The sequence below is a fragment of the Streptococcus devriesei DSM 19639 genome (assembly GCF_000423725.1).
GTDB lineage: Bacteria > Bacillota > Bacilli > Lactobacillales > Streptococcaceae > Streptococcus > Streptococcus devriesei.
The window spans coordinates 1-24,484 of record NZ_AUIN01000004.1; the positions used below are offsets into that span (position 1 = coordinate 1).

The 24,484-nt window shown below is 41.5% G+C and carries 27 protein-coding genes, 1 tRNA gene and 1 pseudogene; 22 read left to right on the forward strand and 7 right to left on the reverse strand.

The window, feature by feature from the left end; translation table 11 throughout:
- On the forward strand, positions 1-302 hold a 302-nt coding region (locus tag G573_RS0100885), incomplete at its 5' end, for a transposase (RefSeq protein WP_027974965.1).
- Between the two features lie 676 nt (positions 303-978).
- On the opposite strand, the gene G573_RS0100890 is transcribed toward G573_RS0100885, so the two are convergent.
- The gene (locus tag G573_RS0100890; protein ID WP_027974966.1) at positions 979-1,419 is read right to left on the reverse strand and encodes a MarR family winged helix-turn-helix transcriptional regulator; all 441 of its coding nucleotides are present in this window, start codon (positions 1,417-1,419) and stop codon (positions 979-981) included.
- A 118-nt stretch (positions 1,420-1,537) separates the two neighbouring features.
- Here G573_RS0100890 and G573_RS11750 point away from each other — a divergent pair.
- Positions 1,538-1,639 (forward strand): annotated as a pseudogene (locus G573_RS11750) (hypothetical protein); the annotation flags it as partial.
- 133 nt (positions 1,640-1,772) lie between these two features.
- Here the strand turns inward: G573_RS11750 and G573_RS0100895 are convergent.
- Positions 1,773-4,061: a Xaa-Pro dipeptidyl-peptidase gene (locus tag G573_RS0100895; RefSeq protein ID WP_027974967.1), complete on the reverse strand. Its 2,289-nt coding sequence runs from the start codon at positions 4,059-4,061 to the stop codon at positions 1,773-1,775.
- Between the two features lie 113 nt (positions 4,062-4,174).
- On the opposite strand from G573_RS0100895, the gene gla reads away from it, so the two are divergent.
- The 4 genes from gla (at position 4,175) to G573_RS11365 (ending at position 7,170) form a co-directional block, all read left to right on the forward strand.
- Positions 4,175-5,044: an aquaglyceroporin Gla gene (gene gla, locus G573_RS0100900; protein ID WP_027974968.1), complete on the forward strand. Its 870-nt coding sequence runs from the start codon at positions 4,175-4,177 to the stop codon at positions 5,042-5,044.
- Positions 5,045-5,341: 297 nt separating this feature from the next.
- Positions 5,342-6,100, forward strand: a complete 759-nt coding sequence (locus G573_RS0100905) for a CppA family protein (RefSeq protein WP_027974969.1) — start codon at positions 5,342-5,344, stop codon at positions 6,098-6,100.
- On the forward strand, positions 6,097-7,029 hold the full coding sequence (locus tag G573_RS0100910; RefSeq protein WP_027974970.1) for a serine hydrolase domain-containing protein: 933 nt from the start codon (positions 6,097-6,099) through the stop codon (positions 7,027-7,029). Before G573_RS0100905 ends, G573_RS0100910 begins: the two co-directional genes overlap by 4 nt.
- Positions 7,030-7,077: 48 nt before the next feature.
- Positions 7,078-7,170 (forward strand): DUF1697 domain-containing protein, encoded by a 93-nt coding sequence (locus G573_RS11365; RefSeq protein ID WP_156888779.1) that lies wholly within the window; start codon positions 7,078-7,080, stop codon positions 7,168-7,170.
- Between the two features lie 113 nt (positions 7,171-7,283).
- Here the strand turns inward: G573_RS11365 and G573_RS0100920 are convergent, their stop codons facing one another.
- The gene (locus G573_RS0100920; RefSeq protein WP_027974971.1) at positions 7,284-7,721 is read right to left on the reverse strand and encodes a GNAT family N-acetyltransferase; all 438 of its coding nucleotides are present in this window, start codon (positions 7,719-7,721) and stop codon (positions 7,284-7,286) included.
- Between the two features lie 118 nt (positions 7,722-7,839).
- The gene (gene pflB / locus G573_RS0100925; protein WP_027974972.1) at positions 7,840-10,173 is read right to left on the reverse strand and encodes a formate C-acetyltransferase; all 2,334 of its coding nucleotides are present in this window, start codon (positions 10,171-10,173) and stop codon (positions 7,840-7,842) included.
- A gap of 220 nt (positions 10,174-10,393) precedes the next feature.
- On the opposite strand from pflB, the gene G573_RS0100930 reads away from it, so the two are divergent.
- Together G573_RS0100930 and dinB are read left to right on the forward strand one after the other, a co-directional pair.
- A complete protein-coding gene (locus G573_RS0100930) occupies positions 10,394-11,053 on the forward strand; it encodes a hypothetical protein (protein WP_027974973.1) in 660 nt (219 codons plus the stop codon).
- Between the two features lie 20 nt (positions 11,054-11,073).
- Entirely contained in the window at positions 11,074-12,180 is a 1,107-nt protein-coding gene (dinB, locus tag G573_RS0100935) for a DNA polymerase IV (RefSeq protein WP_027974974.1), read from the forward strand.
- A 172-nt stretch (positions 12,181-12,352) separates the two neighbouring features.
- Here the strand turns inward: dinB and G573_RS0100940 are convergent, their stop codons facing one another.
- A complete protein-coding gene (locus tag G573_RS0100940) occupies positions 12,353-13,165 on the reverse strand; it encodes a Cof-type HAD-IIB family hydrolase (RefSeq protein ID WP_027974975.1) in 813 nt (270 codons plus the stop codon).
- A 108-nt stretch (positions 13,166-13,273) separates the two neighbouring features.
- Between G573_RS0100940 and G573_RS0100945 the strand changes: the two genes are divergently transcribed.
- From G573_RS0100945 to lytR, 5 genes are all read left to right on the forward strand, one after another.
- Positions 13,274-13,873 (forward strand): DUF1361 domain-containing protein, encoded by a 600-nt coding sequence (locus tag G573_RS0100945; RefSeq protein WP_027974976.1) that lies wholly within the window; start codon positions 13,274-13,276, stop codon positions 13,871-13,873.
- Positions 13,874-13,945: 72 nt separating this feature from the next.
- The gene (locus G573_RS0100950; protein ID WP_027974977.1) at positions 13,946-15,376 is read left to right on the forward strand and encodes an NCS2 family permease; all 1,431 of its coding nucleotides are present in this window, start codon (positions 13,946-13,948) and stop codon (positions 15,374-15,376) included.
- Positions 15,377-15,561: 185 nt separating this feature from the next.
- Positions 15,562-16,005 carry a tRNA (adenosine(37)-N6)-threonylcarbamoyltransferase complex ATPase subunit type 1 TsaE gene (tsaE, locus tag G573_RS0100955; RefSeq protein WP_027974978.1) on the forward strand — a complete coding sequence of 148 codons (444 nt, stop codon included), beginning with the start codon at positions 15,562-15,564 and terminating at the stop codon, positions 16,003-16,005.
- A complete protein-coding gene (locus tag G573_RS0100960) occupies positions 15,998-16,519 on the forward strand; it encodes a GNAT family N-acetyltransferase (protein ID WP_027974979.1) in 522 nt (173 codons plus the stop codon). The genes tsaE and G573_RS0100960 overlap by 8 nt, the downstream gene beginning before the upstream one ends.
- 10 nt (positions 16,520-16,529) lie before the next feature.
- On the forward strand, positions 16,530-17,786 hold the full coding sequence (lytR, locus tag G573_RS0100965) for a glycopolymer--peptidoglycan transferase LytR (protein ID WP_027974980.1): 1,257 nt from the start codon (positions 16,530-16,532) through the stop codon (positions 17,784-17,786).
- A gap of 63 nt (positions 17,787-17,849) precedes the next feature.
- On the opposite strand, the gene G573_RS0100970 is transcribed toward lytR, so the two are convergent.
- A complete protein-coding gene (locus G573_RS0100970; protein ID WP_027974981.1) occupies positions 17,850-18,143 on the reverse strand; it encodes a hypothetical protein in 294 nt (97 codons plus the stop codon).
- Positions 18,140-18,559, reverse strand: a complete 420-nt coding sequence (locus G573_RS0100975; protein WP_027974982.1) for an HIT family protein — start codon at positions 18,557-18,559, stop codon at positions 18,140-18,142. The genes G573_RS0100970 and G573_RS0100975 overlap by 4 nt, the downstream gene beginning before the upstream one ends.
- 64 nt (positions 18,560-18,623) lie before the next feature.
- On the opposite strand from G573_RS0100975, the gene G573_RS0100980 reads away from it, so the two are divergent.
- The 9 genes from G573_RS0100980 (at position 18,624) to G573_RS0101020 (ending at position 24,483) form a co-directional block, all read left to right on the forward strand.
- A complete protein-coding gene (locus tag G573_RS0100980) occupies positions 18,624-19,349 on the forward strand; it encodes an ABC transporter ATP-binding protein (protein ID WP_027974983.1) in 726 nt (241 codons plus the stop codon).
- Between the two features lie 3 nt (positions 19,350-19,352).
- Positions 19,353-20,387, forward strand: a complete 1,035-nt coding sequence (locus G573_RS0100985; protein WP_027974984.1) for an ABC transporter permease — start codon at positions 19,353-19,355, stop codon at positions 20,385-20,387.
- 58 nt (positions 20,388-20,445) lie between these two features.
- Positions 20,446-21,228 (forward strand): cell cycle regulator CcrZ, encoded by a 783-nt coding sequence (ccrZ, locus tag G573_RS0100990; RefSeq protein WP_027974985.1) that lies wholly within the window; start codon positions 20,446-20,448, stop codon positions 21,226-21,228.
- A gap of 9 nt (positions 21,229-21,237) precedes the next feature.
- Positions 21,238-21,873, forward strand: a complete 636-nt coding sequence (gene trmB / locus G573_RS0100995) for a tRNA (guanosine(46)-N7)-methyltransferase TrmB (RefSeq protein ID WP_027974986.1) — start codon at positions 21,238-21,240, stop codon at positions 21,871-21,873.
- Between the two features lie 13 nt (positions 21,874-21,886).
- A tRNA-Ser gene (locus G573_RS0101000) sits at positions 21,887-21,973 on the forward strand.
- A 172-nt stretch (positions 21,974-22,145) separates the two neighbouring features.
- A complete protein-coding gene (rimP, locus tag G573_RS0101005; protein WP_027974987.1) occupies positions 22,146-22,637 on the forward strand; it encodes a ribosome maturation factor RimP in 492 nt (163 codons plus the stop codon).
- 34 nt (positions 22,638-22,671) lie between these two features.
- A complete protein-coding gene (nusA, locus tag G573_RS0101010) occupies positions 22,672-23,874 on the forward strand; it encodes a transcription termination factor NusA (RefSeq protein WP_027974988.1) in 1,203 nt (400 codons plus the stop codon).
- 17 nt (positions 23,875-23,891) lie between these two features.
- Positions 23,892-24,188, forward strand: coding sequence for an RNase P modulator RnpM (gene rnpM, locus G573_RS0101015; RefSeq protein WP_027974989.1), 297 nt, complete (start codon positions 23,892-23,894; stop codon positions 24,186-24,188).
- Positions 24,181-24,483, forward strand: coding sequence for a YlxQ-related RNA-binding protein (locus G573_RS0101020; RefSeq protein ID WP_027974990.1), 303 nt, complete (start codon positions 24,181-24,183; stop codon positions 24,481-24,483). The genes rnpM and G573_RS0101020 overlap by 8 nt, the downstream gene beginning before the upstream one ends.
- Position 24,484 lies beyond the last annotated feature (1 nt).

Sequence of the window (24,484 nt, forward strand, 5' to 3'; positions counted from 1 at the left end):
TGCTCTACCATTTCCAGAAAAAGAATAGCCAACACTTTTTCGAGTTGATTCACGACTGCAAAGAGACGGTCAACACCCTATTTTTCACTGTTTTTAAGACCTTTGAAAAATACAGACCCTATATTACGAACGCACTCGAGCTAGATGACTCAAACGCCAAGCTCGAGGCAACTAACAAGCTTATCAAAGATATCAAGCGTCAAGGGTTTGGTTATCGTAATTTCCCTAACTTCAAGAAACGGATTTATCTTATCTTGAACAGCAAAAAAGAGAGAACCAACTGGGTTCTCTCCAGAACTTAGCTTTTCATCACCCACTATAGTTGACAAAGAGCCCTTTTAGATTCCTCTAATTATAGAAAAAAATTCGCTATTTCTATTAATTAAAGGAATGAGAATATTCAATTTGTACTCCAAAATGCTAGTAAGTGAGTGACCAAAAAGTGACCACTTTTAAAATTTTTAGTGCATTTTGTAAAATTGTGAGAATCTAAAACCTTTTTAAATCAATGTTTCCGACGATTACAAGACTTACAGAACTGAACTAGGGGTCTTGCATATTCATCATAAGATTTTCTAGATTCCTTTCGTATCAAGGGGTTAGACCCTGTTTGTAAATTTTCGTTGCCTTATTTTGCCTTATTGTTAAAAATTTTCAAAGGCAGAGGCGACTTCTTTTTGTTGTGCTGGAAATAAATGTGAGTAAACATTTATTGTGGTGTTGATGGAGCTATGCTTCAGCGTATTAATTAGCATTAATATGATAATTAGTAAGCACATAAGCATACAATCGCGTTCTGCCTTGTAAAAAGCTATTTTAAAGTACATTAGCCATTATATCATTTTTGAACAGTAACTTAAATCCCTAAATTTTCTTAGCTGTCTTTTTTGAAAAACGTCTATCATTTATGCTCCTTGTAATTCTCGAATGACTATGATTGCTGAGTTTAGGAAAGTCTCTGCTTATTAATGCTTAGTTTTACATCAGTTTCTTTAAAGCAGCACTTAAAAGGTTATTATCGTCAATCATTTGCTGAGCTTTATCAAGTGACATTGGTGCCAGGTTCCCCAAGCAATCCTTGAGCACTTTTTCGACATCGCTCTGAAGAGATCTGCCGTTTTCAGTTAGTTGAATGAGCAGCCGGCAACGCTCTTTTTTAGGACGCATGCGCATCAAATACCCCTTGTCTTCTAAACGTTTCAGCAAGGGAGTTAGGGTATTGCTGGTCAGGCCAAACTGCTGTCCAAGTTCCTGTAAGGACTGTCCGTCTTGTTCCCAAAGTGACAAAAGAACCAAATACTGTGTGTAAGTCAGATCGAAGGATTTGAGGCTTTTTTTGTAAAATTGATTGAAAAGGCGGTTGCTGTTATAAATCGAAAAGCAAAGCTGATTGGCTAAATGCGTCTTTTTTTCTTGCATAATGGTTTCTTTCCTTGCGTATAATTGGAAACATCATAGCATAAAGTCAAATATTTGACAAGCTTGTGAAAAAGCAGCAGACTGACAATAAATCGCGTACGATTGAAACGATTACGGCCGCCAGTATCGAACAGGTATCTACTATGTGACTGAGGACGATAAAGAAACAGCTAAGCAAGTCATGGAACAAATCAGCAGTCAGATTCAAACCGAAAGTTGATTTGCCGTTTTTTTGCTATTTAAAATCTGAGGATTTTTACACTCAAAGAAAATCAAAAATAGACAAAGCACAGACAATACGTAAGTACAGCAAGCTGAAGACAATGATGGATTATTTTGATTTTCAAAGAGTGTTATTCTGAAAAGGTTGTATACGGAATATCAAGCGATGAATTGGCCAAGTCGACTGTCAGCGCATAGTTGCTGTTATCGCGTATGGTATGCTCAAAATCGGTGGTATAAAGAATCACTCTGAGAGTGTCTCCTTTTTTGAGTTGGTAAATACTTGCTTGCAGCTTAAACTGCACAGTCATCCATTCTTTGTGAACGACCTCTTCAATTTTTAGCAGGTCTGTTCGGTTTTGTAAATTGAGTACGGCCTTGCTAATTACCCGATAAGGTGTTTGTTTGTAAGGCAGTTCACGAAGAGCTTCGCAGGAGAAGTTCTGGCCGTTGTCAATACTGTTAAACTCAAGAATTTCCGGACGGTCAGCAAAACGTTTTTTCTGGCCGAAATCTAGCACTTGTGCTGAGAGAATCCCCTTGTTGCTGCTGGATTTGAGTCTGATGTTTAAAGTCATTTGGCCGTTAATGAGCAGATCTTCCTGAATGGGCAGATCAACAGTGATTTCATTTGCTTTTTTTCTGAAGAGATCTGCCTTGAAACTGTGGTAGTCCTTGCTATAGCCTTTAAAATCAGCAGAAGGATAATGATTGTCAATCATCTGCTGATCTTCTCCAAGAGGCAAATGTATGGTTTGCCTGCTGCCAAAATGCTGTAAATTTTTCCAGGTATAATCCTGTGAATTGTCCTGCCAGATAACAGTCGGCAGCTGAAAATGATTGGAGCGGCCCAAAAGTTCCTTGGTTAGGAGAGCATTCATGCTTTCGCGAAAATCAATAGACTGCCAGTTGTGCATATAAATATGCTCGCCATGGTGCAAAAAGGCATGTTTTTCGACATGGGAAGGAAGGGCATTTAAAATATCATAGACATGACTAGGTTTGACATTCCAGTCTTGCAGACCGTGTGTGTAAACCACATGGGCTTTGATGCTGTGCGCATAGGGCAGGTAGTTGCGATTCTGCCAGAACTGATTGTAGTCTCCGCTGACACGGTCTATTTCTTTTGACTGCTCATCCAGCATTTCCTGATAGCGGGAATGATTTCTCAAATAATCACCGGCTGTCAGATTGCGCGAATAAGTCAGCTCGGTGAGAACGTCCAAATCCTCGCCGGGATAGCCGCCGGGGCTGCAGACCAGTCCGTTTTCCCGGTAATAACCGTACCAAGAAGAAATAGCCGATTCTGCAATAATAACCTTGAGCTCTTCAACACCTGTTGTCGCCAGTCCGGTTGACATGGTTCCAAGATAGGATTTTCCGGTAGTTGTGACCAGTCCGTTTGTCCAGTCAGCCATAACGAGCTTGTCACGCTTGTGACTGGTGTAGGCGGCTGCTCTGCCATTTAACCAATCAATGACAGCTTTAAAGGATTCAATCTGGGCATAGTCACCGCTGGTCATGAACCCGTCGGAATCTTTAGTGCCAACACCGGACACGTAAATATTGGCAAAGCCGCGGGCCAAAAGATAGTCATTGAGAGTATAGCTGCTGATATGAGCAAAGCTCTCCTGAGCAGGACTTACTGGTAAGTCAGGAATGCTTGTTTCAAGCGGCTGAAAATCGTGTTCAGCGACCTTGATATGGCCGGCCTGTTTGACAGTCAGTTCAGCTTCCATCTGATGCAGTTTTTGATCTGATTTTTTCTCATTGACACCTTGATGGTAGGGGCTGGCTGTCATGATAACAGGAAGCAGTTCCTTAGTTTTAGGACGAATAATATTAACCTTAATAAGATCTAGCTTTCCGTCCTTATCGGTATCAACAGGAGCTTCAACATAGACGATTTCACGGATGACATCATTGGTATCAAAGGTTGCTAAGCTTTTGCCATTAAAATAATGATAGGTATTATCCGCAGCAAGAAAGCCCTGACTGACCAGCCGATCGATAAGCGTCATGCCGTTTTTAGTGCGGGTTGCCAGCAGCTGATAGAGATTGAGCAGAAACTGGTTGGCGTCAAAAGTTATCGGGAAATTGATTTCTTTCACAAAGGATTTGCTGTCTGTGAAATCGACATAAGCAGTGAACTCTAAAAGCTGCAGGGCAACCTGATAGAACACCTCATCTGTCAGCTCCTGGGAAGACTGGAAAAAAGCAGCCAAATCAGTCTCACTGTCAGCAATCAGGCTTTTAAAGACATAGTCCTTATCAGGATTTTGAAAATAAATCTGACTGATGAACTCAGCCAAGTTTTCCTTATTTGTCTGTTGAGTGCTTAGGTGAAATCCGAGTTTTTGCAGTTCTTTTTCTGCCTGAGCTTTTGATGTTTGAATGTAACTGTATTGATTGTATTTCATATGAACCTTTCAAAGTAAACGTTTTTAATTTTCTAAGAGGCTTTACATTATCTATTATACTTGATAAAATGGTACATGTCTAAAAAATTTGAACTCGGAGGATTAAAAGACAAATGGATGTTACATGGACTGTGAAGTATATCACAGAATTTATTGGTACAGCTCTGCTTATTATTTTGGGGAATGGTGCCGTTGCAAATGTTGAATTAAAAGGAACAAAAGGTCATAAAAGCGGCTGGGTTATCATCACTTTAGGATATGGTTTTGGTGTTATGCTGCCCGCTTTGATGTTTGGTAATGTATCTGGTAACCATATTAACCCGGCTTTCACGCTCGGTCTTGCTGTCTCAGAACTTTTCCCATGGAAACAAGTCCTTCCTTATCTTTTGGCTCAGCTTTTGGGAGCTATTTTCGGTCAATTGGTTGTTGTGGCAACTCATGCGCCATACTACAGACAAACTGAAGATGCCAATGCTATTTTAGGAACTTTCTCAACGACATCAGCTGTTGATGATGATACGGATGCGACTAAGAAAGCATCATTGATTAATGGCTTCCTCAATGAGTTTGCCGGTTCATTTGTCCTTTTCTTCGGAGCGATGGCTCTTACTAAAAACTATTTCGGCGGTGAAATTGTTCAGCAATTAAATTCGATGGGAACAGACGTAGCTTCATCATCATTTAAATTTTCTCAAGTCGGTCTGACAGTTGGTGCTAACATCAATTCTGGTTTGGCAGTTGCTCACTTAGGTTTAGGCTTCCTTGTTATGGCTCTTGTTGCAGCTTTAGGAGGACCTACAGGTCCTGCCCTTAACCCGGCTCGTGACTTAGGTCCGCGTCTTTTGCACCACTTCTTGCCGGAATCAGTTCTGGGCAAATCTAAAGGTGATTCAAAATGGTGGTATGCATGGGTACCGGTTTGTGCACCAATTCTTGCTGCTATCGCAGGCGTTGCCTTATTTAAATACTTATACTTGAAATAATACCTAAAGGCCGGGATATTTAATAGAAATTCCCAGCTTTTTCTTTTTGACAGATAAAGAATTTATAAAAGAAGATACTCTTGCGGCTGAATCACATGCAGCAAGAATTTGGTATCACTAAATGTTAGTCAGTAATTACTGAAAAGAGCAGTAATCTGGACTGACTGCCACTATAAATGATGGGCAGGAATAAATTTTGACTGCTTTTTTGCTGGGAAAATGCCTGATGGAGCACATAATTTCTTGTCAAAATGTCATATTTTGTCTAAAATGGAAATGTTAAGGGAGGACAGGACAATGAGCTTATTTGGACAAATGGATTTTCATTCGCCGGTTTTACGGGTTAATGACCGCGATAAAAATATTGATTTTTATCAAAAGACTTTAGGATTTAAGCTTTTTTCTGAAGAAAATGCGTTGGCTATCTTTACAGATTGGTCTCATGCAGGCAGCCGTTTTGTTATTGAGGAATCGCCTGCTGTGAGAACAAGAATGGTTAAGGGTTTAAAAAAGCTTCAAAAAATGGTTATCAAGGCTGCCAATGCAGATGACATTGCGGCTTTGCTGGCAAACGGGGCTGAGACAACTAAAATTCTAAAAGGAGCAAACGGCTATGCTTTTGAAGCATTATCACCTGAAAATGATCTTTTTTTACTCCATGCTGAAGACGATCTGACTACCCTCAAAGAAGTAGAGGAGGCAGATGTCCGGCCGCAGGAAAGTTTTGAAGGACTGTCTGCCTATAAGGTGGAAAAACTTATCTTAAATGTTCCGGATAAAAGTAAATCGCAGGATTTCTATCAAGGACTGTTTCAAAATCAATTTCCGCTGTCTGTAGATTTTGTTGAAGGGCAGGGAGATGATTTGGAAACTGCTCCGCATATTGCCTGGGATCTGGAAATCTTAGAAGTTCGGGTAGCACCAGACTATGATTTGGCAGCTTTGAAAACTTATCTGGAAGAGCAAGGACAGGAAGTTTATCTGGATAAAAAAGAAAAAGTTTTGGTCTTGTCGGACCCCAGCCGTATAGAAATTTGGTTCCGTAAACTATCATGAGCCATCAAAAGATATTAAGCAAGATTCATGAGCAAATCAGTCAGCATATTTATTTAGGGGCTAGTCTCGCGCTCTATGAAAAAGACGGCTGGCAGGAGTTTTATTTGGGAGAGACAGCGTCTGAAGAAAAAAACAAACCTGCTCTTGTCTATGATTTGGCCAGTGTTTCTAAAGTTGTCGGTGTTGGGACCGTTTGTATTTTCATGATAAATAAAGGTCTTTTGGATCTTGATCGGCCTCTGCAATTTTACTACCCTGCTTTTCATGATCCATCAGTCACCCTGCGTCAGCTGCTGACTCACACGAGCGGCATTGATCCTTATATCCCCAATCGTAACAGTTTGTCAGCTGGTCAGCTGAAAGATGCCATTAATCATATCAAGGTAACAGCGGATAAATCGTTTAAATATACCGATATCAATTTTATTTTACTTGGTTTCATGCTGGAAGAGCTGACTGGTCAATCCCTAGACTGGCTTTTTGACAAGGAAATTTTTACACCTTGGCACATGCGCCAAACAGCATTTGGCCCTGTTTCTTCAGCTGTACCGACAGTTAAAGGAGTTCCCTCGGGAACCGTTCATGATCCCAAGGCTCAGGTTTTAGGTGTTCATACCGGTTCGGCTGGCTTATTTTCGACACTGAAAGATTTGGAAATTTTTGTCAATCACTATCTGACTGATCATTTTGCAAAAAAACTGACCCAAAATTATTCCCTTGCCCTTAAAGAGCGCAGCTTAGCCTGGGACTTAGACGGAGAGTGGCTTTTGCATACCGGCTATACGGGAACTTTTGTTCTTATTAATATTCCCAAACAGCGCGCAGCTATTTTTCTTAGCAATCGAACCTATGAAAAAGATGAACGTGCTCAGTGGATATTGGATCGCAATGAATTGATAGACTTGATTGAGCAGGAATTAGCTCCTTAAGAGCAGTCCAAGAATGTCTGTGCCAAGGCTGCTTGAGTGGGAGAAGAAATGAAGTATCCTTTGCTTTTGCGCGAAATGAATGTGGACGGTAAAAATACAATCAGTATGGCAGATTTGCGGGCAGCATTGTTAGATCACTAAAAATATTATGCAGACTTCAAGGCTGAAACCTTTGAGTTAAACCAATAAAAAAGCGGAACTAAACCGGTATTTCTCAGGAATCCATTTAGCTTCGCTTTTTTGTTTTACTTTTCTTATAACGTTTTTTCAACAGTGATATGTTCAATACCAGCCTCTAAAAACCGCTCTCCTACCGGTAGATATCCGTTTTTCGCATAGAAGTCATAAGCAGTCATCTGGGCATGAAGAGTAATTTTTTTAAATCTCTGCTCTTTGGCAAATGTTTCTGCTGCTTGCAGAAGTCTGCGGCCCAAGCCGAGTCCTTGATGGGTATCAAGGACAGCCATGCGCTGCAAGGTCACAAAACCTTTTTGCTCATCGGGCAAAAGCCTGCAGGTAGCAAGAGGTTTGTCATTATCATCGTAAAGAACGAAATGAATACAGTAGGCTTCGTTTTTATCAATTTCAATAGACAAAGGAACGCCCTGCCCTTGAACGAAGATAAGATTTCTGATTTTAACGGCATCAAGATAGGTAGTTGATAAGGTATCGCGTGTTTGTTTGATTTTCATACGTTTGTTGGTATTTTTTCTTAAGATAGTTAGAAATAAAATATGATTTTTAAATCATAATCACAAAAAACGAGCTTGAGATTATTTTATCTCAAACTCGTTTGCTAGCTTCAAAAGATTAAGCTTTTTGACCTGTAAGAGCTTCAGCAGCATCGTCCATTGAAAGAACTTCGTGGAAGACACGTTGTGTCAATTCAGTCTTTTGTTCTGGTGTAAGGTATTTAGTATTTACACAGTAACCAGAGATACGAACGATAACATCTTCACCACTCATAATCTTGTCATAAACATCTTTGAGGCTCATAACATTCAAGTTAACGTGTTGACCGCCATTTTCGAAGTAACCGTCAAGAATAGTTACCAAGTTATCAACTTGTTCGTCAAATGTTTTACCAAGTGCTTTAGGTGAAACTTGCGTTGTCAGTGAAATACCATCAGCTGCATAGGCAAAGTCAAGACTTGCAAGAGAGTTGAGGTTTTGCAGCCAGCCGCCGCGAGCTTTGTTAGATGGGTTTGCACCTGGTGAGAAGAATTCAAGTTTAGACAAGTTTACGCTGCCGTCTTCGTTGAGGTAAACACCCTTGTGAACTGGTGAGTTACCAGTTTGTTTAGAGTAAGCAACGTTTGAAGTGATGGTAAGAAGTGATACAGTAGCTTCAGCGTTCTTGTAAAGTTTGTGGCTGCGAAGACGAGTTGTGTAAGCTTCAATCAACCATTCTGCCAATTCGTTTGAACGAGGATCATCTTCACCCCAACGTGGGTATTCGCCAGTTGTTTCGTAGTCGTAGATGTAGCCATCTTCGTCGCGGATTGGTTTAACAGTAGCGTACTTGATAGCTGACAATGTATCAACAGTATTTGCGAAACCACAGATACCAAATCCCATGTTTGCACGTTGTTTAGTTGGCAGGAAGGCCATTTGAACAGCTTCGTAGTTGTACTTATCAGTCATGTAGTGGATGATGTTCAAAGCATCTACGTAAGTTGAAGTCAGCCAGTCAAGTGATTTTTCAAAGTTAGCTTTAACAGTGTCAAAGTCAAGAACATCATCACGGACAGGGTCGATATCGAATACCTTGTAGTCTTTGTGAACATCGTCGTAACCGCCGTTGAGACCTGTAAGAAGAGCTTTAAGGACGTTTACACGAGCACCGAAGTATTGGATGTTGTGACGTTGTTCTTCATTTTCTGGGTCAAGCGGTGATACACAGCATGAGATACATGACATTTCGCCATAACCATCTTTAGCCATTGTTGTCACACCTTCATATTGAATAGAAGAGTGTTTGTGGCTCATTACCATACAGTAGCGGCGGAATGAGTAAGGCAGTTTGTCAGTCCAAAGAACTGTCAAGTTTGGTTCTGGAGCATTACCGATATTATCAAGAGTGTTCAAGAAACGGTAGTCCATCTTAGTAACACGGTGACGTCCGTCAGCACCCATACCAGCCATAGAAGTTGTGATGAATGTTGGGTCACCTGAGTAAAGTTCGTCATAAGCTTTAGTACGAGCAAATTTCACTGTACGAAGTTTCATAACGAAGTCATCTACAAATTCTTGAATTTCACTTTCGGTGAATGTTCCGCGAGCAAGGTCACGTTCTGCAAAGATGTCAAGAACGATTGGAACACGTCCAAGAGATGTAGCAGCACCGTTGATGACACGGCAGACAGCCATAAATGCAATGTTAACCCATTGGATAGCTTCTTTAACGTTCATGGCAGGTTTGCGAACATCAACGCCGTAAAGGTCACCCAATTTAACAACTTCACCAAGTGCTTGGTATTGAAGGTTAACTTCTTCACGAAGACGGATAGATTCTTCATCAATTTCAGTGATAGCATTCCAGTCGTTTACTTTTTCCTGCATCAGGTAATCAGCACCGTAGAGAGCAAGACGTGCATAAACACCGATAATACGTCCGCGTGAATAAGCATCTGGAAGACCAGTTACTGTGTGAGCGTGACGTGCACGGCGAATGTTAGAAGTGTAAGCGCGGAAAATACCATCGTTAACGGTTGTAACATACTTAGTGAAGATTTCATGAACAGCCGGATCTGGTTCATAGCCATGTTCTTTCAAGGCAGTTTCAGCCATGCGGATTCCGCCTTTTGGCATGAAGTTCAATTTGAAAAGTTCATCGTTTTGGATACCGTAAATCAACTCATCTTCTTTTGAGATGTAGCCGGCAGGAATGTCAGCAATTGATGTTGGGCGAGTGTCCATTGGGAAACGGCCGGCTTCTTCGTATTGAGCCTTAGTTTCGTCTACAATCTTTTTGATTTTCAAAGAACGTTCAGTTGGTCCTGCTAAGAAGCTTTCATCACCGTCATAAGGTGTGTAGTTAGCTTGTACAAAGCGGGCAATGCTGGCTTTTTCTTTCCAGTCAGTTCCCTTAAAGCCTTCCCAAGCTTTTTCGAAAACATCAGTGTTAGTTTTAACAGTTGCCATAATGCAATATCCTCTTTTTCTAGTAACAGTGCATCTGTTACATTTTTCAGTTACATTCTATCATACAGTAACCGTTTTCACAACTAAAAAGCTTTAGAAATAAACAGTTTCTTTTATAATACAGTTTATTAAAAGAAGCTTAACTGTATTATAAATGGAAAAAAACAATCAAAAAGAGTATAATGAAGATAGACTTATAAAAGGATTAAGGAGACCTGCCATGAAAGACAGCAGACGTGTTACAGGTTTTAATTTTCTATGGCTGGCTTTGTATGCAGCAGCTGCTTTCTTATTTGAAGTTCTGCTAGCATTGATTGAAGAGCTTTTGGGTATATCACTCAGTCAGGCAAGCCCCTTTCAAATGATTGTTCACTGGATTATCACCAGTTTGGGCTGGCTGATTTTAGGGTTTGCTATCATTGCTTTGGGCAGAAAGCAGACTGGTTTTGAACTCTTAAAAAGCAGTGCCAAGAAGGTCTCTGCTTGGCAGTGGCTGGCAGTTGCCCTGAGCTTTGTTTTGATCACACTTGTTCAATATTGGGACTGGAAAGGCTTTAAAATCTTCATCGAATTTCAGCATCTGGGCTGGCTGAAATTTGTATTTCAGTACCTGTATTATGCTGCTGAGAGCTTTTTGATTTCTCTGGTGCTGGTTTTTGGGCAGAAGGCTTTTGAAACCTGGTTTAAAAATGACAAAATTCCCTATGGAGGCATTTTGCTGGGTTTGACCTGGGGCTTAATGCATATTTTTTCGAAAGGCAGTGTTTTGACAGGGATTTTAACCTGTCTGGCCGGTTTTTTATTCGGCAGTGTCTATCTTTTGGTTAATAAAGACTATAAGAAAACCTTGATTATAGTAACTTGTTTGTTTATGCTTTAGGATAACTGACAGGAGGTCTGATGTTAATTTTCCCTCTGATTAACGACACATCGCGAAAAATCATTCATATTGATATGGATGCTTTTTTTGCTGCGGTGGAAGAGCGGGATAACCCCAAACTGCGGGGTAAGCCGTTAGTTATCGGTGCCGATCCTCGTCAGACAGGCGGCCGCGGTGTGGTTTCGACCTGCAATTATGAAGCGCGAAAATTCGGTATACACTCAGCCATGTCTTCTAAAGAAGCCTATGAACGCTGTCCACAGGCTGTTTTTATTAGGGGGAATCATGCCAAATACCGTGAAATCGGCATGCAGATTCGGGAAATTTTCAAACGTTATACAGACTTGGTAGAACCGATGAGTATTGATGAGGCCTATTTGGACGTCACAGAAAATAAACTGCACTTGAAATCAGCTGTTAAAATTGCCAAATTAATCCAGCATGATATCTGGAAGGAGTTGCATCTGACCTGTTCAGCCGGTGTTTCTTACAATAAATTTCTGGCTAAACTGGCCAGTGATTATGACAAGCCTCGTGGTTTAACAGTCATCTTGCCTGAGGAGGCGGAGGCCTTTTTAGCCGACCTGCCTATTGAGAAATTTTACGGTGTGGGCAAAAAATCGGTTGAGAAACTTCATGAGCTCAAGGTCTTTACCGGCAAAGACCTGCAGCAAATACCAGAAATGACCCTGATTGATCTTTTTGGCCGTTTTGGCTTTGATCTCTATCGGAAAGCACGCGGCATCAGCAATTCACCAGTTAAAAATAACCGTATCCGAAAGTCTATCGGCAGTGAAAGAACTTACGGCAAGCTGCTTTACAGTGACGAGGATATCAAAGCAGAACTTTCAAAAAATGCACGGCGGGTGGCTGACAGCTTAATAAAAAATGAGCGAAAAGGCAAGATTATTGTCATCAAAGTTCGCTATTCGGATTTTTCGACACTTACGAGGCGCAAAACATTGGATTTTCCAACACAGGATTTTGACGCGATTGAGCATCAGGCTCATCAAATTTTTGACAGTCTGGCTGAGAATAATTCCGGTGTCCGCTTGCTGGGTGTCACAGTAGCAGCCCTAGAAGACAGCCGTCAGGAAGAGCTTTCTCTGACCGCAGATGATTTTTAAAAGCTGCCCATTTTAAAACTAAGTGCAATGATTTCGGCATTACTAAGAATCAAAGGTCTGTCAGTGAAAATGGATTGCAGCCCGGTTTTTACATTTATCAATCTTTTTTTAAAATGTTTGGAAAATCAGACAAAAAGACCTGAGAAACAATTCTTCTCAGCTTCTTTTAGTTTTACAGCAAGAGTTTTTCCAGTTCTTTAGCAACACCATCATGATCATTGTCAAACTGTGTCATCTTATCGGCATAAGGCAGCAGGATTTGATTGGCATTCTTCATGGCGTAGCCAACCGACGCGAATTCCAGCATCTGAGTGTCATTGTGTTCATCACCAAAAGCAATTAGATCTTCTTTGGAGAGGCTGAGTGTTTTTAGCAGGTGCTTAAGGGCATAAGCTTTGTTGACACCTTTGGGCGAGAACTCCAGAATATTCATAGGGCCGCCCCAGCTGCTGATTTCCATTTCATGGTTAAAATGCTTAAGCATGTCATCGGCTAAGGCATACTTATCAGCTGCCCTTGTCTGCATGAGCAGGGCGTGGGGGTCGCGGGTAATTTTTTCCGGTTTCAGCTGCATCTTATCTGTCAGCTTTTTAACCCCAAATATTTCTGGTTTGATGGCCTGGCGGTGATTGAAGGTCAGGTAAAATTTTTTGCGGTATTCACTGGCAATAAAATCAGCTTCAAACGCTTTTTCGTTTTTTAAAACATCAAAGAGATATTTGCGTTCAATCTTAACCCGGTGCTCACCGGCCCATTTCTGCTCAGGAATATGTGTGAGGGAACCGTTGAAATTAATCATCGGTGTTTTTAAACCAAGAATTTTGTAATATTCCAAGGCCATGCGGTAAGGACGGCCGGTTGAGATAATCACCAGATGTCCTTGTTCCTGAATTTTTTTAATAACAGCAACCGTATAGTTTGAAATGGTTCCGTCACTTTTAAGAAGTGTCCCGTCTAAATCAATAGCGATCATTTTTTTAGTCATAGAGCAATTATAGCAGAAAATAAGCAGGATAAGCAAGCAAAGGTCTGTATGGTTTTCACGGAAAATAAGAATATGATATAATTTACTTTTAACATGAGGAGAATAAATATGAAACATAAGCTGCTGATCAGCCATCTTTTCTTTTTTATTATTTCTTTGGCTATTGTCTATTTTAAAATAGAAGAAAAGTATCTGATTTGGAATATGATTTTGGCACTGCTGGCCTTGGATTTTAGCTTTTGCCTGAATCGTTTTAAAAATCTTTTTTTGATCCTGATTTTTGGATTGCTCTGGTTTTTCTTTTACCCCAATACTTTTTATATGCTGACAGATGTGGTTCATATGGATTTTGTGACCAGTATTTTCAGCGATTCAAGAAGCCTGATTCTTTATTTCCTTTTTTTGGCAAGTATTTTATTTGGCCTCTTGTGCGGTGCTGAAAGTATCAATCAGGTTTTCAAACGTTTTGCCATCAAGGATTTTTACGTCAAATCAGCTTTTATGCTGCTGCTTTCATTGGTATCCAGTTTAGCGATTCATCTGGGCCGTTATGCCAGACTTAATTCATGGGATATCGTTTTGCGGCCCATGCTTGTCATTGATGAGCTGACCAAGCTCTTCTCACCGGATGCTCTGCCTTTTATTCTGGGATTTACCTTTTTGCAAATGATGGTTCTGCTTTTTCTCAATCAGGACAATATCAAATAAAGGTCTTGAAGAGAGCTAAATCTTTAGCTATAATAGACCTATCGTTCATAAAAAGGAGAAGCTGATTTTAAAATGGAAAAGTTTTTTAAACTGAAAGAAAACAAGACAACCGTCCGGACCGAAGTGCTGGCTGGTTTCACGACTTTTTTTGCCATGAGTTACATCTTATTTGTTAACCCATCTATTTTGAGCCAGACCGGCATGCCTTCGCAGGGTGTTTTTCTGGCTACCATTATCGGATCCATTGCCGGAACCCTGATGATGGGGCTTTATGCCAATATTCCTTACGCTATGGCGCCGGGTATGGGGCTCAATGCCTTCTTTACTTATACGGTTGTTTTCTCGCTGGGTTATACTTGGCAGGAAGCCTTAGCCATGGTCTTTATCTGCGGTATCATCTCTATTATTATTACACTGACTAGGGTTCGCCGGATGATTATTGATGAGATTCCTGACAGTCTGAAAAAAGCGATCAGTGCAGGTATTGGTGTTTTCTTAACTTATATCGGTTTAAAAAATGCTGGTTTATTAAGCTTTGCCATCGATCCCGGAACCTATACGGTCTCCGGTAAGGGCGCTGCAAAGGGTCTGGCTTCAATTACAGCCAATTCTTCAGCGACACCATCGCTGGTCAACTTTAACAATCCTGCGGTTGTTGTTGCTGTCATCGGGATTATTATCACTGCCTTTTTCATTATTAAAAATATCAAGGGTGGTGTCATTTTATCTATTATTCTGACGACTGTCATTGCTATTTTGGCTGGTATTGTTGATCTGTCAGCTATTGATTTTTCGGCAAATAACCCGGCAGCAGCCGTCAAGGATTTGGGAACTATTTTTGGGGCAGCTCTTGGAAGTAAGGGCTTAGGAGCTCTGTTTTCTGATGCCGGACGCATTCCTGAAGTGCTGATGACGGTCTTAGCTTTTGCTTTAACTGATATCTTTGATAATGTCGGTACTTTGATTGGTACAGGTGCTAAAGCAGGAATTTTTGATGTGACAGACGAGTCCCAGTCAAATGGTCTGAAAAACAAAATGGATAAGGCCCTGTTTTCAGATATGGTGGGAACCACTGTCGGTGCTGTTGCCGGAACATCAAATGTTACAACCTTTGTTGAATCTGCAGCGGGTATTGGTGCCGGAGGCCGAACAGGTCTGACAGCAGTTGTCATAGCAGCTCTCTTTGCTGTTTCAAGTTTCTTCAGCCCTTTGCTTGCTATTGTTCCGACACAGGCAACAGCAGCGGTGCTCTTAATCGTGGGAATTATGATGCTGTCAAGTCTTAAAGACATCGAATGGTCTGATATGAGTGAGGCCGTTCCAGCCTTTTTCGCGACCATTTTCATGGGGCTTGCTTACAGTATTACACAGGGGATTGCAACCGGTTTTCTCTTCTACACATTTTCAAAAGTTATTAAAAAGGAAGCGAAAGATATTCATCCGATCATTTGGGTTCTTGATTTTCTTTTCATTTTGAATTTTATCAGTCTGGCAATCTTATAATTAATTTGATGCTGGCAGTCAGTCGGCTTTAGCATTTTTTATAAGTAATAGAAGAGCAAGACTCAGGCAAGTAGTTTGTCAGGGTCTTGTTCTTTTTTGGGACTGATGCTTGAGTCAGCGGCAAAATCTGTTTTCTTTTGCGGAAAATAGTTGGAAGAGATAAAACATTTTGATATAATATGTCTATGTTTTATAGCCAAAATGAAAATCAGCTGCTGGCTTTTGGCAAAAAAATCGGTCAAAAGCTTAAGGCTCAGGATGTCCTTGTTTTAACAGGAGATTTGGGAGCCGGGAAAACAACTCTTACAAAAGGAATTGCTAAAGGTTTAGGAATTAAACAGATGGTTAAGAGTCCTACCTATACAATTGTTCGCGAGTATGAAGGCCGGCTGCCGCTTTATCATCTGGATGTCTATCGTATCGGTGATGACCCCGACTCCATTGATTTGGACGATTTTCTTTTTGGTGATGGCGTGACGGTTATCGAATGGGGAGAGCTTTTGGATGCCGATTTTTTTGATGACTACTTGACCATCCGCTTAGATAAATTGGATGAAGGCCGGCAGCTGACATTTGTTCCGCACGGGTCACGCAGCCAAGAGTTAGCAAAGGAACTTGATCATGATTGAGCAAGAAGTTATTGTTCGTGAGGTGCTGCCTGAAGATGCAGCAAGTTTAGCAGCTACTCTAAAACAGCTGACAAAAGAAACAGATTTTATTACGCGGGATGAGGACAGTCCTCATATGAGTGCTCAGGAAATGTCTATTTTTATTGAACAAAAAGCACAGTCATTCAATGAAATTTGTCTGGTTGCTAAAATTGCAGACAAGGTAGTAGGCGTCCTGATGATTTCTGCCCACAGTCACAACCGCATCAAACATATTGGCGATACATTTCTGGCAGTTTTGAAAGATTATTGGGGTTATGGGATAGGCCAGCTCTTAATGGAAGCTGCGCTTGACTGGGCAGAACACAGTGCTGTCATTCGCAAGCTGGAATTAACTGTTCAGCAGCGCAATGCCAAGGCTGTCCACATTTATGAAAAGTTTGGTTTTGAAATTGAAGGCATCAAGAAACGTGGTGCAAAAACAAAGGATGGAGAATTTCTTGATGTTTACCTGATGGGAAAACTGATAGATTAATAAAAAACAGATGAAAATTGGTAAAAAAATTCTAATCATGCTTGTCACCATAGTTCTTACAAGCTTTCTTGCCTTGGGAGTTTATGCGACAAGTATCTATAATTTTTCTTTGGGTGAATTTTCAAAGACTTTTAAAGACTATGGAACAGGATCAGGAAAAGATGTTATTGCTGATGAAAAGCCGTTTAGCATCCTCCTGATGGGAGTGGATACCGGTTCAGCAGAAAGAACGTCCAAATGGGAAGGCAACAGCGATTCCATGATTCTGGTAACGATTAATCCAAAGACGAAAAAAACAACCATGACCAGCTTGGAACGCGATATTTTGATTAAATTGTCCGGACCCAAAAAGAATGAACAGGCAGGTTATGATGCTAAGCTGAACGCAGCCTATGCAGCCGGAGGGGCAAAAATGGCCATCATGACTGTTCAGGACATGCTTGATATTACGATTGATAAGTATGTTCAAATTAATATGAAAGGACTGGTACAGCTGGTAGACGCTGTCGGCGGCATTACCGTGACCAATCACTTTGATTTTCCTATCTCTATAGAAGATCATGAACCTGAGTTTACGGCGTCTGTAGAGCCCGGCCGCCATAAGATTAACGGGGAGCAGGCTCTTGTCTATTCCCGTATGCGCTACGATGATCCGGATGGAGATTACGGCCGGCAAAAGCGGCAGCGTGAAGTTATCAGCAAGGTTTTGAAAAAGATTTTAGCTCTGGACAGTGTCAGCAAATACCGTAAAATTCTGTCTGCTGTCAGCAAAAATATGCAGACTAATATTAAAATTTCCAGTTCCACTATTCCTGATCTTCTGGGCTACAGCGATGCCCTTAAAAATGTCGAAACCTATCAGCTGAAAGGTGAAGCAGCCACTATTGACGGAGGTTCTTATCAGCTGGTGACAGCCAAGGAAATGCTCAAAGTACAAAATCGTATCAAGAAGCAGCTGGGACGGAAAAAATCCACTGCGGAAAACTTGAAAACAACAGCCAGTCTCTATGAAAATCTGTATGGCGATACCAGTGTCTATGACAGCGAATCAAGTACTTCGGATGCCGGCAGCAGTGATTATTCTGGCTCAAACGGATATTCTGACTACGGATCCGGCTCGTCTTATGGTTACAGTTCAGACTCAAGTTCCAGTGCTGACTATGGCTCGAGCGGTTCATCCAATTCGGGCAGTTATTCTAATCAGGGCGGTTACTATAATCAAGGCAATTACCAGCAGCCTGCAGCCGGCTCTGGCAGCGGTTATTAGCTAATAGAAAAGAGAGGACAGCGCATAGGTGCTTTCCTCTCTTGTTTTATGTTATGAACGTGTTTAATCTTTGGATTCGTACTTTTGAGCTGTTTTTTTAATTTCTGCTAAATGAGACTGGCTTTCTTCCTGAAAAACCCGGAATTTGTAAGCTAAGTCCTGACTAATGGCAGCCAGATTTTCCTTTTGCTGGCTGATTGTGAGCAAATTGTCTTTGATATTGTCAAGGTCAGCCTTCGCCTGATCAAAATGCTGTTTGGATTCTGTCAGCGAATTTTTGAGAGAATCACGTTTTTGATAAAGCCGATAAAGGCCGGCTCCAAGAATACTTGAGATGATGAAGGTTTTTGTTTTCATGCCTCAATCTCCTTATGAATTTTCTCTGCTAACTGGGCAAGAGCCGGAAAGTCAGGTTCGTGCTCGACAAAGTGGATGGCAAATTCGTCTGAGTCAGCAAAACGAGGGACCAAGTGTACATGAGCATGGAAAACAGTTTGTCCGGCTGCTTCTTCATTGTTATTAACGATATTCAGCCCATCGGCCTTAGTCGCTTTTTTCAGAGCACGGGCAATTTTTGGAATCTTAGCAAACAGTTTGGCTGCACTCTTTTCATCCATAGCAAGAGCATTACGCACATGCTCTTTGGGAACAACCAGCGTATGGCCTGTAGTGGCCTGAGAAATATCAAGAAAGGCTAAAACATCTTCATCCTCGTAGATTTTTGATGAAGGAATGTCGCCCGCTATAATCTTGCAAAAAATACAATTGTCCATTAAAAATCACCTTCTTAGCTTGTTTTTGTTATAATATAGTATATCAAAGTTAGAAAGAAACGTCATGTTAAAAATAGAAAATCTGACAGGCGGTTATGTCAATATCCCTGTCCTAAAAAATATTAGTTTCCAAGTAGACGACGGCGAGTTGGTGGGTCTTATCGGGCTAAATGGGGCTGGTAAGTCAACTACTATAAATGAGATTATCGGCCTTCTGACGCCTTATGAAGGGAAGATCAGTATTGATGGGCTGACCCTGTCTGATCAAGAAGAGGCTTATCGCAAAAAAATCGGCTTTATTCCTGAAACGCCCAGTCTTTATGAGGAGCTGACCCTGAAAGAGCACCTTGAGACGATAGCCATGGCCTACGATATTGAACAGGAAGAAGCTCTGAGCCGTGCCCAAGAGCTCTTGGAATTGTTCAGACTGGAAGATAAACTCGATTGGTTTCCCAGTCATTTTTCTAAGGGCATGAAGCAAAAAGTGATGATTATCTGTGCTTTTATTGTTGATCCCAGTCTTTTCATTGTTGATGAGCCTTTTTTAGGATTGGATCCTGTAGCTATCTCAGATTTGACAGAGCTCTTAGCGGCTGAAAAAGCAAAAGGAAAATCAATTCTTATGTCAACGCATGTTCTTGATTCGGCAGAAAAAATGTGCGATCGTTTCGTCATTTTGCATGCCGGACAGATAAGAGCTCAAGGCAGTCTGGATGAGCTGCGGTCAGACTTCGGCAATCCCCAAGCCAGTCTTAACGACATTTATATGGCTTTGACTAAAGAGGCTTGATCTATGAAAGCAATATTTAGCAAAAGACGGTTCGCTTTTCTCACTCAAAGCAGCAAATATCTGCGCTATGTGTTTAATGACCATTTTGTTTTAGTGCTGATTTTTCTGCTGGGTTTTCTCATGGTGCAGTATAGTCAGCTGTTAAAGCATTTTCCGGCCAATCATCTGCCTATTATCATCATTTTGTCTTTGGTGGTTGCAGCTTTACTGTTTTGGGGGAATACAGCCACTTATTTGGAAGCAGCTGATCAATACTTTTTAATAACGAAGGAAAAAGAAGTTGTTTCTTTAATCAAACAGGCTCAAAAGCGTGCCTTCTTCTTTTGGGGAAGCCTGCAGCTTATGTTGCTTTTGATCTTAGCCCCCTTATTTTTGCGTTTGGGAATGTCTTTTGTCTCTTTCGCACTCTTTTTGCTTGTTTTTCTTGCCTTAAAATGGCTGATTATCACCAAAAAAGGGCAGACCTTTTTGCATGAGGGAAAATTAGACTGGACCAAGGCTATCAGCCAAGAAAGAAAACGCCAGCAGGCTATTTTGAAATTTTTCTCTCTGTTCACTAATGTCAAGGGCATCTCTGCCAGCGTCAAGCGCCGCCCTTATCTGGATTTTGTGACCGGATTTTTATCGCAAAAGCACAGCAATACGTGGACCCATCTCTATTTACGTGCTTTTTTAAGGAGCGGTGATTATCTGGGACTTGCTGTTCGTTTGGGAATTTTAAGTTTGCTGAGTCTTATCTTTATTGCTCAGCCTTTGACTTCAGCTGGGCTGGCAGTTCTGTTTAATTATCTGCTGCTCTTTCAGCTGCTGGCTTTGTATAAGCACTATGATTATCAGTATCTGACAGGCCTTTTTCCGCTTGCCCCAAAAACTAAAAAAGCTAGTCTCAAGCAATTTCTAAGAGCTGTCTTATATCTTTTGACAGCGGTTGAGATGTGCGTCAGCCTTTCTTGGCAGAAGGCGCTTTTTCTGGCGGCAGCGATGATTATTTTAAATGAATTTTATCTGGTTTACAAAATAAAGAAGATAATTGACTAAGCCGTTTAAAACAAGTAAAATAGGACTAGTGATTCGAGAAGAAAAGGAGGGGAAGAGTGTGATCCAATCAGATAAAGATTTAACCTTAACACCCTTAAAAGGGAAAAGCGGTCAAGCCTATATTGGCACTTATCCCAACGGTGATAAAATTTTTGTGAAAATCAACACGACACCGATTCTGGCAGCTTTAGCCAAAGAACAGATTGCACCGCAGCTTTTGTGGGCCAAGCGTCTGGGCAACGGTGATATGATGAGCGCTCAGGAATGGCTGGACGGCAGGCTCTTAACCAGAGCTGATATGAACAGCAAGCAAATCATTCAGATTTTGCTGCAGATGCACAAATCAAAGCCCTTGGTCAATCAGCTGCTGCAATTAAACTATAAAGTCGAAGGACCTCTTGATTTATTGCTGTCTTGGGAACGCAGTGCTCCTTATCAAATTGCAGAAAATGCCTACCTGCAGTCTGTGGTTGCAGAGATGAAGCGAAATCTGCCCGATTTTAAAAAAGAGTATGCAACGATTGTTCACGGAGATGTCAGACACAGCAATTGGGTCGTAACCACGAGCGGTCTGATTTACTTAGTGGACTGGGATTCTGTGCGCGTGACAGACCGCATGTATGATGTGGCACATATTTTAAGCCACTATATTCCGCATACGCGCTGGGCGGAGTGGCTGACATACTATGGTTACAAGAAAAACAACAAGGTTTACCAAAAAATTAAGTGGTATGGTCAGCTTTCTTATCTGTCGCAGATTTTAAAATATTATGAAAACCGCGATATGGAAAATGTCAATCAGGAAATCTATGAACTGCGCAAGTTCAGGGACTCCTTTTAGAAAGAAAGCATGAGAGTCAGAAAACGAAAAGGTGCAAAGGAGCATCTGGAGAATAATCCTCAGTATGTTATTTTAAAGCCGGAAGAAGCAAAAGGAAACTGGCAGGCTGTCTTTGGCAACAGCAATCCCATTCACATTGAGATAGGAAGCGGCAAGGGCCGCTTTATTACAGGGATGGCTGCGCAAAATCCCCAGATTAATTATATTGGGATCGATCTTCAGGTCTCTGTCCTCAGCCACGCTTTGGACAAGGTATTGGAAAATCAGCTTCCCAATGTTCGGCTGCTTTTAGCCAACGGTTCCAGTCTAAGCAATTATTTTGCGGATCATGAGGTTGGTTTGATTTATTTAAACTTTAGTGATCCTTGGCCTAAAAAACGTCATGAGAAGCGGCGCCTGACCTATAAAAACTTTTTAGAGGTCTATCAAAAGATTCTGCCGGAAAAAGGTGAAGTCCATTTTAAGACAGATAATCGCCAACTTTTCGAATATAGCTTGGCAAGTTTCTCACAATATGGTATGATTTTAGAGCAGGTATGGTTAGATTTACATGCCAGTGATTATGAAAATAATGTGCTGACTGAGTATGAGGAGAAATTTTCTCAGAAAGGTCAGCCCATCTATCGTGTTGAGGCGAGATTTTAGTCTCGCTCTTTACGGAGAGGTCGCATAGTGGCCGAGTGCGCACGCTTGGAAAGCGTGTAGTCCTTAACGGGGCTCGGGGGTTCGAATCCCCTCCTCTCCTTTCGAGATTCAGGATAATTATCTATTGGAAACATTTAGAGGTTTCAGATATTGAAGGCTAAAAAGTGGATGGACTGGTAAAAATACCGCATTAAACTTGCATTATCCTCAATTTATGCTATAATAGTAGGAAATAATACAGAAAGGAGCGAAGTTGTGACTTCGCTCCTTGTGTGTGTAAGGAGGGAAATGCAATCGCAACGATTATTGATATAGTAAGGCAGACAGTGGCACCCGCTGTTGCTGAGCCCTTTGAGCTGGTGGATATTGTTTATGAAAAAATGGGCGGTGACTATGTTCTCAGTATTTTGGTAGATAAACCAGGAGGGATTACCGTCGAAGATACGGCAGAGCTGACAGATATTATCAGCCCGCTGCTCGATACAATTCAGCCGGATCCTTTTCCGGATCAGTACATGCTGGAGGTATCCAGTCCCGGCCTTGAACGTCCGCTAAAAACTGCTGAAAGTCTGGCTAATGCTGTCGGCCAATATGTCAATGTCAGCCTTTATCAGGCTATTGACAAGACAAAGGTTTTTGAAGGTGATTTGCTTGCTTTTGATGGTGAAACACTGACAATCGCCTATATGGATAAAACACGTCAAAAAACGGTTGCTATTCCCTATAAGATGGTTGCCAAAGCCCGTCTTGCTGTAAAATTTTAGAAAGGAAGATCCTTGTTGGGCAAGGATGGAAACTATGAGCAAAGAAATGCTAGATGCCTTCCGTATTTTGGAAGAAGAAAAACACATTAACAAAGATGATATTATTGATGCGGTTAAAGAATCACTAAAGTCAGCCTACAAACGGCGCTATGGTCAGTCTGAGAGTGCTGAAATTGAATTTAATGAAAAGACAGGGGACTTTAAGGTCTATACAGTCCGTGAGGTGGTTGAGGAAGTCTTTGACAGCCGCCTTGAAATCAGTTTAAAAGATGCTCTTGCCATCAGCACGGCTTATGAACTCGGAGATAAGATTCGCTTTGAAGAAAGTCCCAAAGAATTCGGCCGTGTGGCTGCTCAGTCTGCTAAACAGACTATCATGGAAAAGATGCGCCGCCAAATGCGTGAAGTAACTTTCAATGAATACAAGGAGCATGAGAGAGAAATCATGACAGGCACGGTAGAGCGTTTTGATGATCGCTTTATCTATGTTAACTTAGGAACTATTGAAGCGCAGCTGTCCCGCCAGGATCAAATTCCCGGAGAGACCTTTGCTTCGCACGACCGTATTGAAGTTTATGTTTATAAGGTCGAAAACAATCCTAAGGGGGTCAATGTTTTTGTCAGCCGCAGCCATCCGGAATTTATCAAGCGTATTATGGAACAGGAAATTCCGGAAGTCTTTGACGGAACGGTTGAAATCATGAGCGTGGCACGTGAAGCCGGTGATCGGACTAAGGTCGCTGTGCGCAGCCACAATCCTAATGTTGATGCTATCGGAACAATCGTCGGCCGCAAGGGTGCCAACATTAAAAAAGTGACCAGCAAATTTCATCCCAAGCGCCTGGATCAAAGAACCGGACTTTGGGTGCCTGTTGAAGAAAACATTGATGTTATTGAATGGGTTGATGATCCGGCTGAATTTATTTACAATGCGATTGCACCTGCTGAGGTCGATCAGGTTCTCTTTGATGAAGAAGATGAAAAGCATGCGACAGTTGTTGTTCCGGATAATAAGCTGTCTCTTGCAATCGGCCGCCGCGGGCAGAATGTCCGCTTGGCAGCTCATCTGACAGGCTACCGCATTGATATTAAATCGGCCAGTGAATTTGAAGAAATGGAAGTTGAATGGGCACAGGAAGATGAGGCGGCATACGAGCCGTCTGATCAGGAAGCAGCTTCTGCAGAAACTGCTGAGACTGATTTTACTCAGGAACTTGTGTCAGACGACATTGAGTAGAAAGTCGGAGGTGTTTGATGGCAAAAACAAGAAAGATACCGTTAAGAAAGTCTCTTGTTTCGGGTGAAATCATTGATAAGCGTGATTTGCTCCGCATTGTCAAAACCAAGGAAGGCCAAATTTCTATTGACCCTACCGGCAAGAAAAACGGCCGGGGCGCCTACATCAAGATTGACAACGAAGAAGCTTTGAAAGCTAAGGAAAGAAGAGTTTTTAACCGCAGCTTTTCCATGGAAGTTCCTGAGAGCTTCTATGACGAATTGATCGCTTTCGTTGATCACAAGGTGAAAAGAAGAGAGTTAGGTCTTGAATAATTTAGAAAAACTGTCACATTTATTGGGTCTGGCTCAGCGGGCAGGGCGTCTTATTTCCGGTGAAGAACAGGTTATTAAAGCCATTCAGACGGGGAAAGCTCAGCTTGTCTTTCTGGCTAATGATGCCGGGACCAATCTAACCAAACAAGTGACTGATAAAAGCAACTATTATGATATAGAAGTCTCCACAGTGTTTTCAACACTGGAATTAAGTGCTGCTGTCGGCAGGAAGAGAAAAGTACTTGCCGTCACAGATACTGGATTTTCAAAGAAAATGAGGACTCTTATGGACTAGA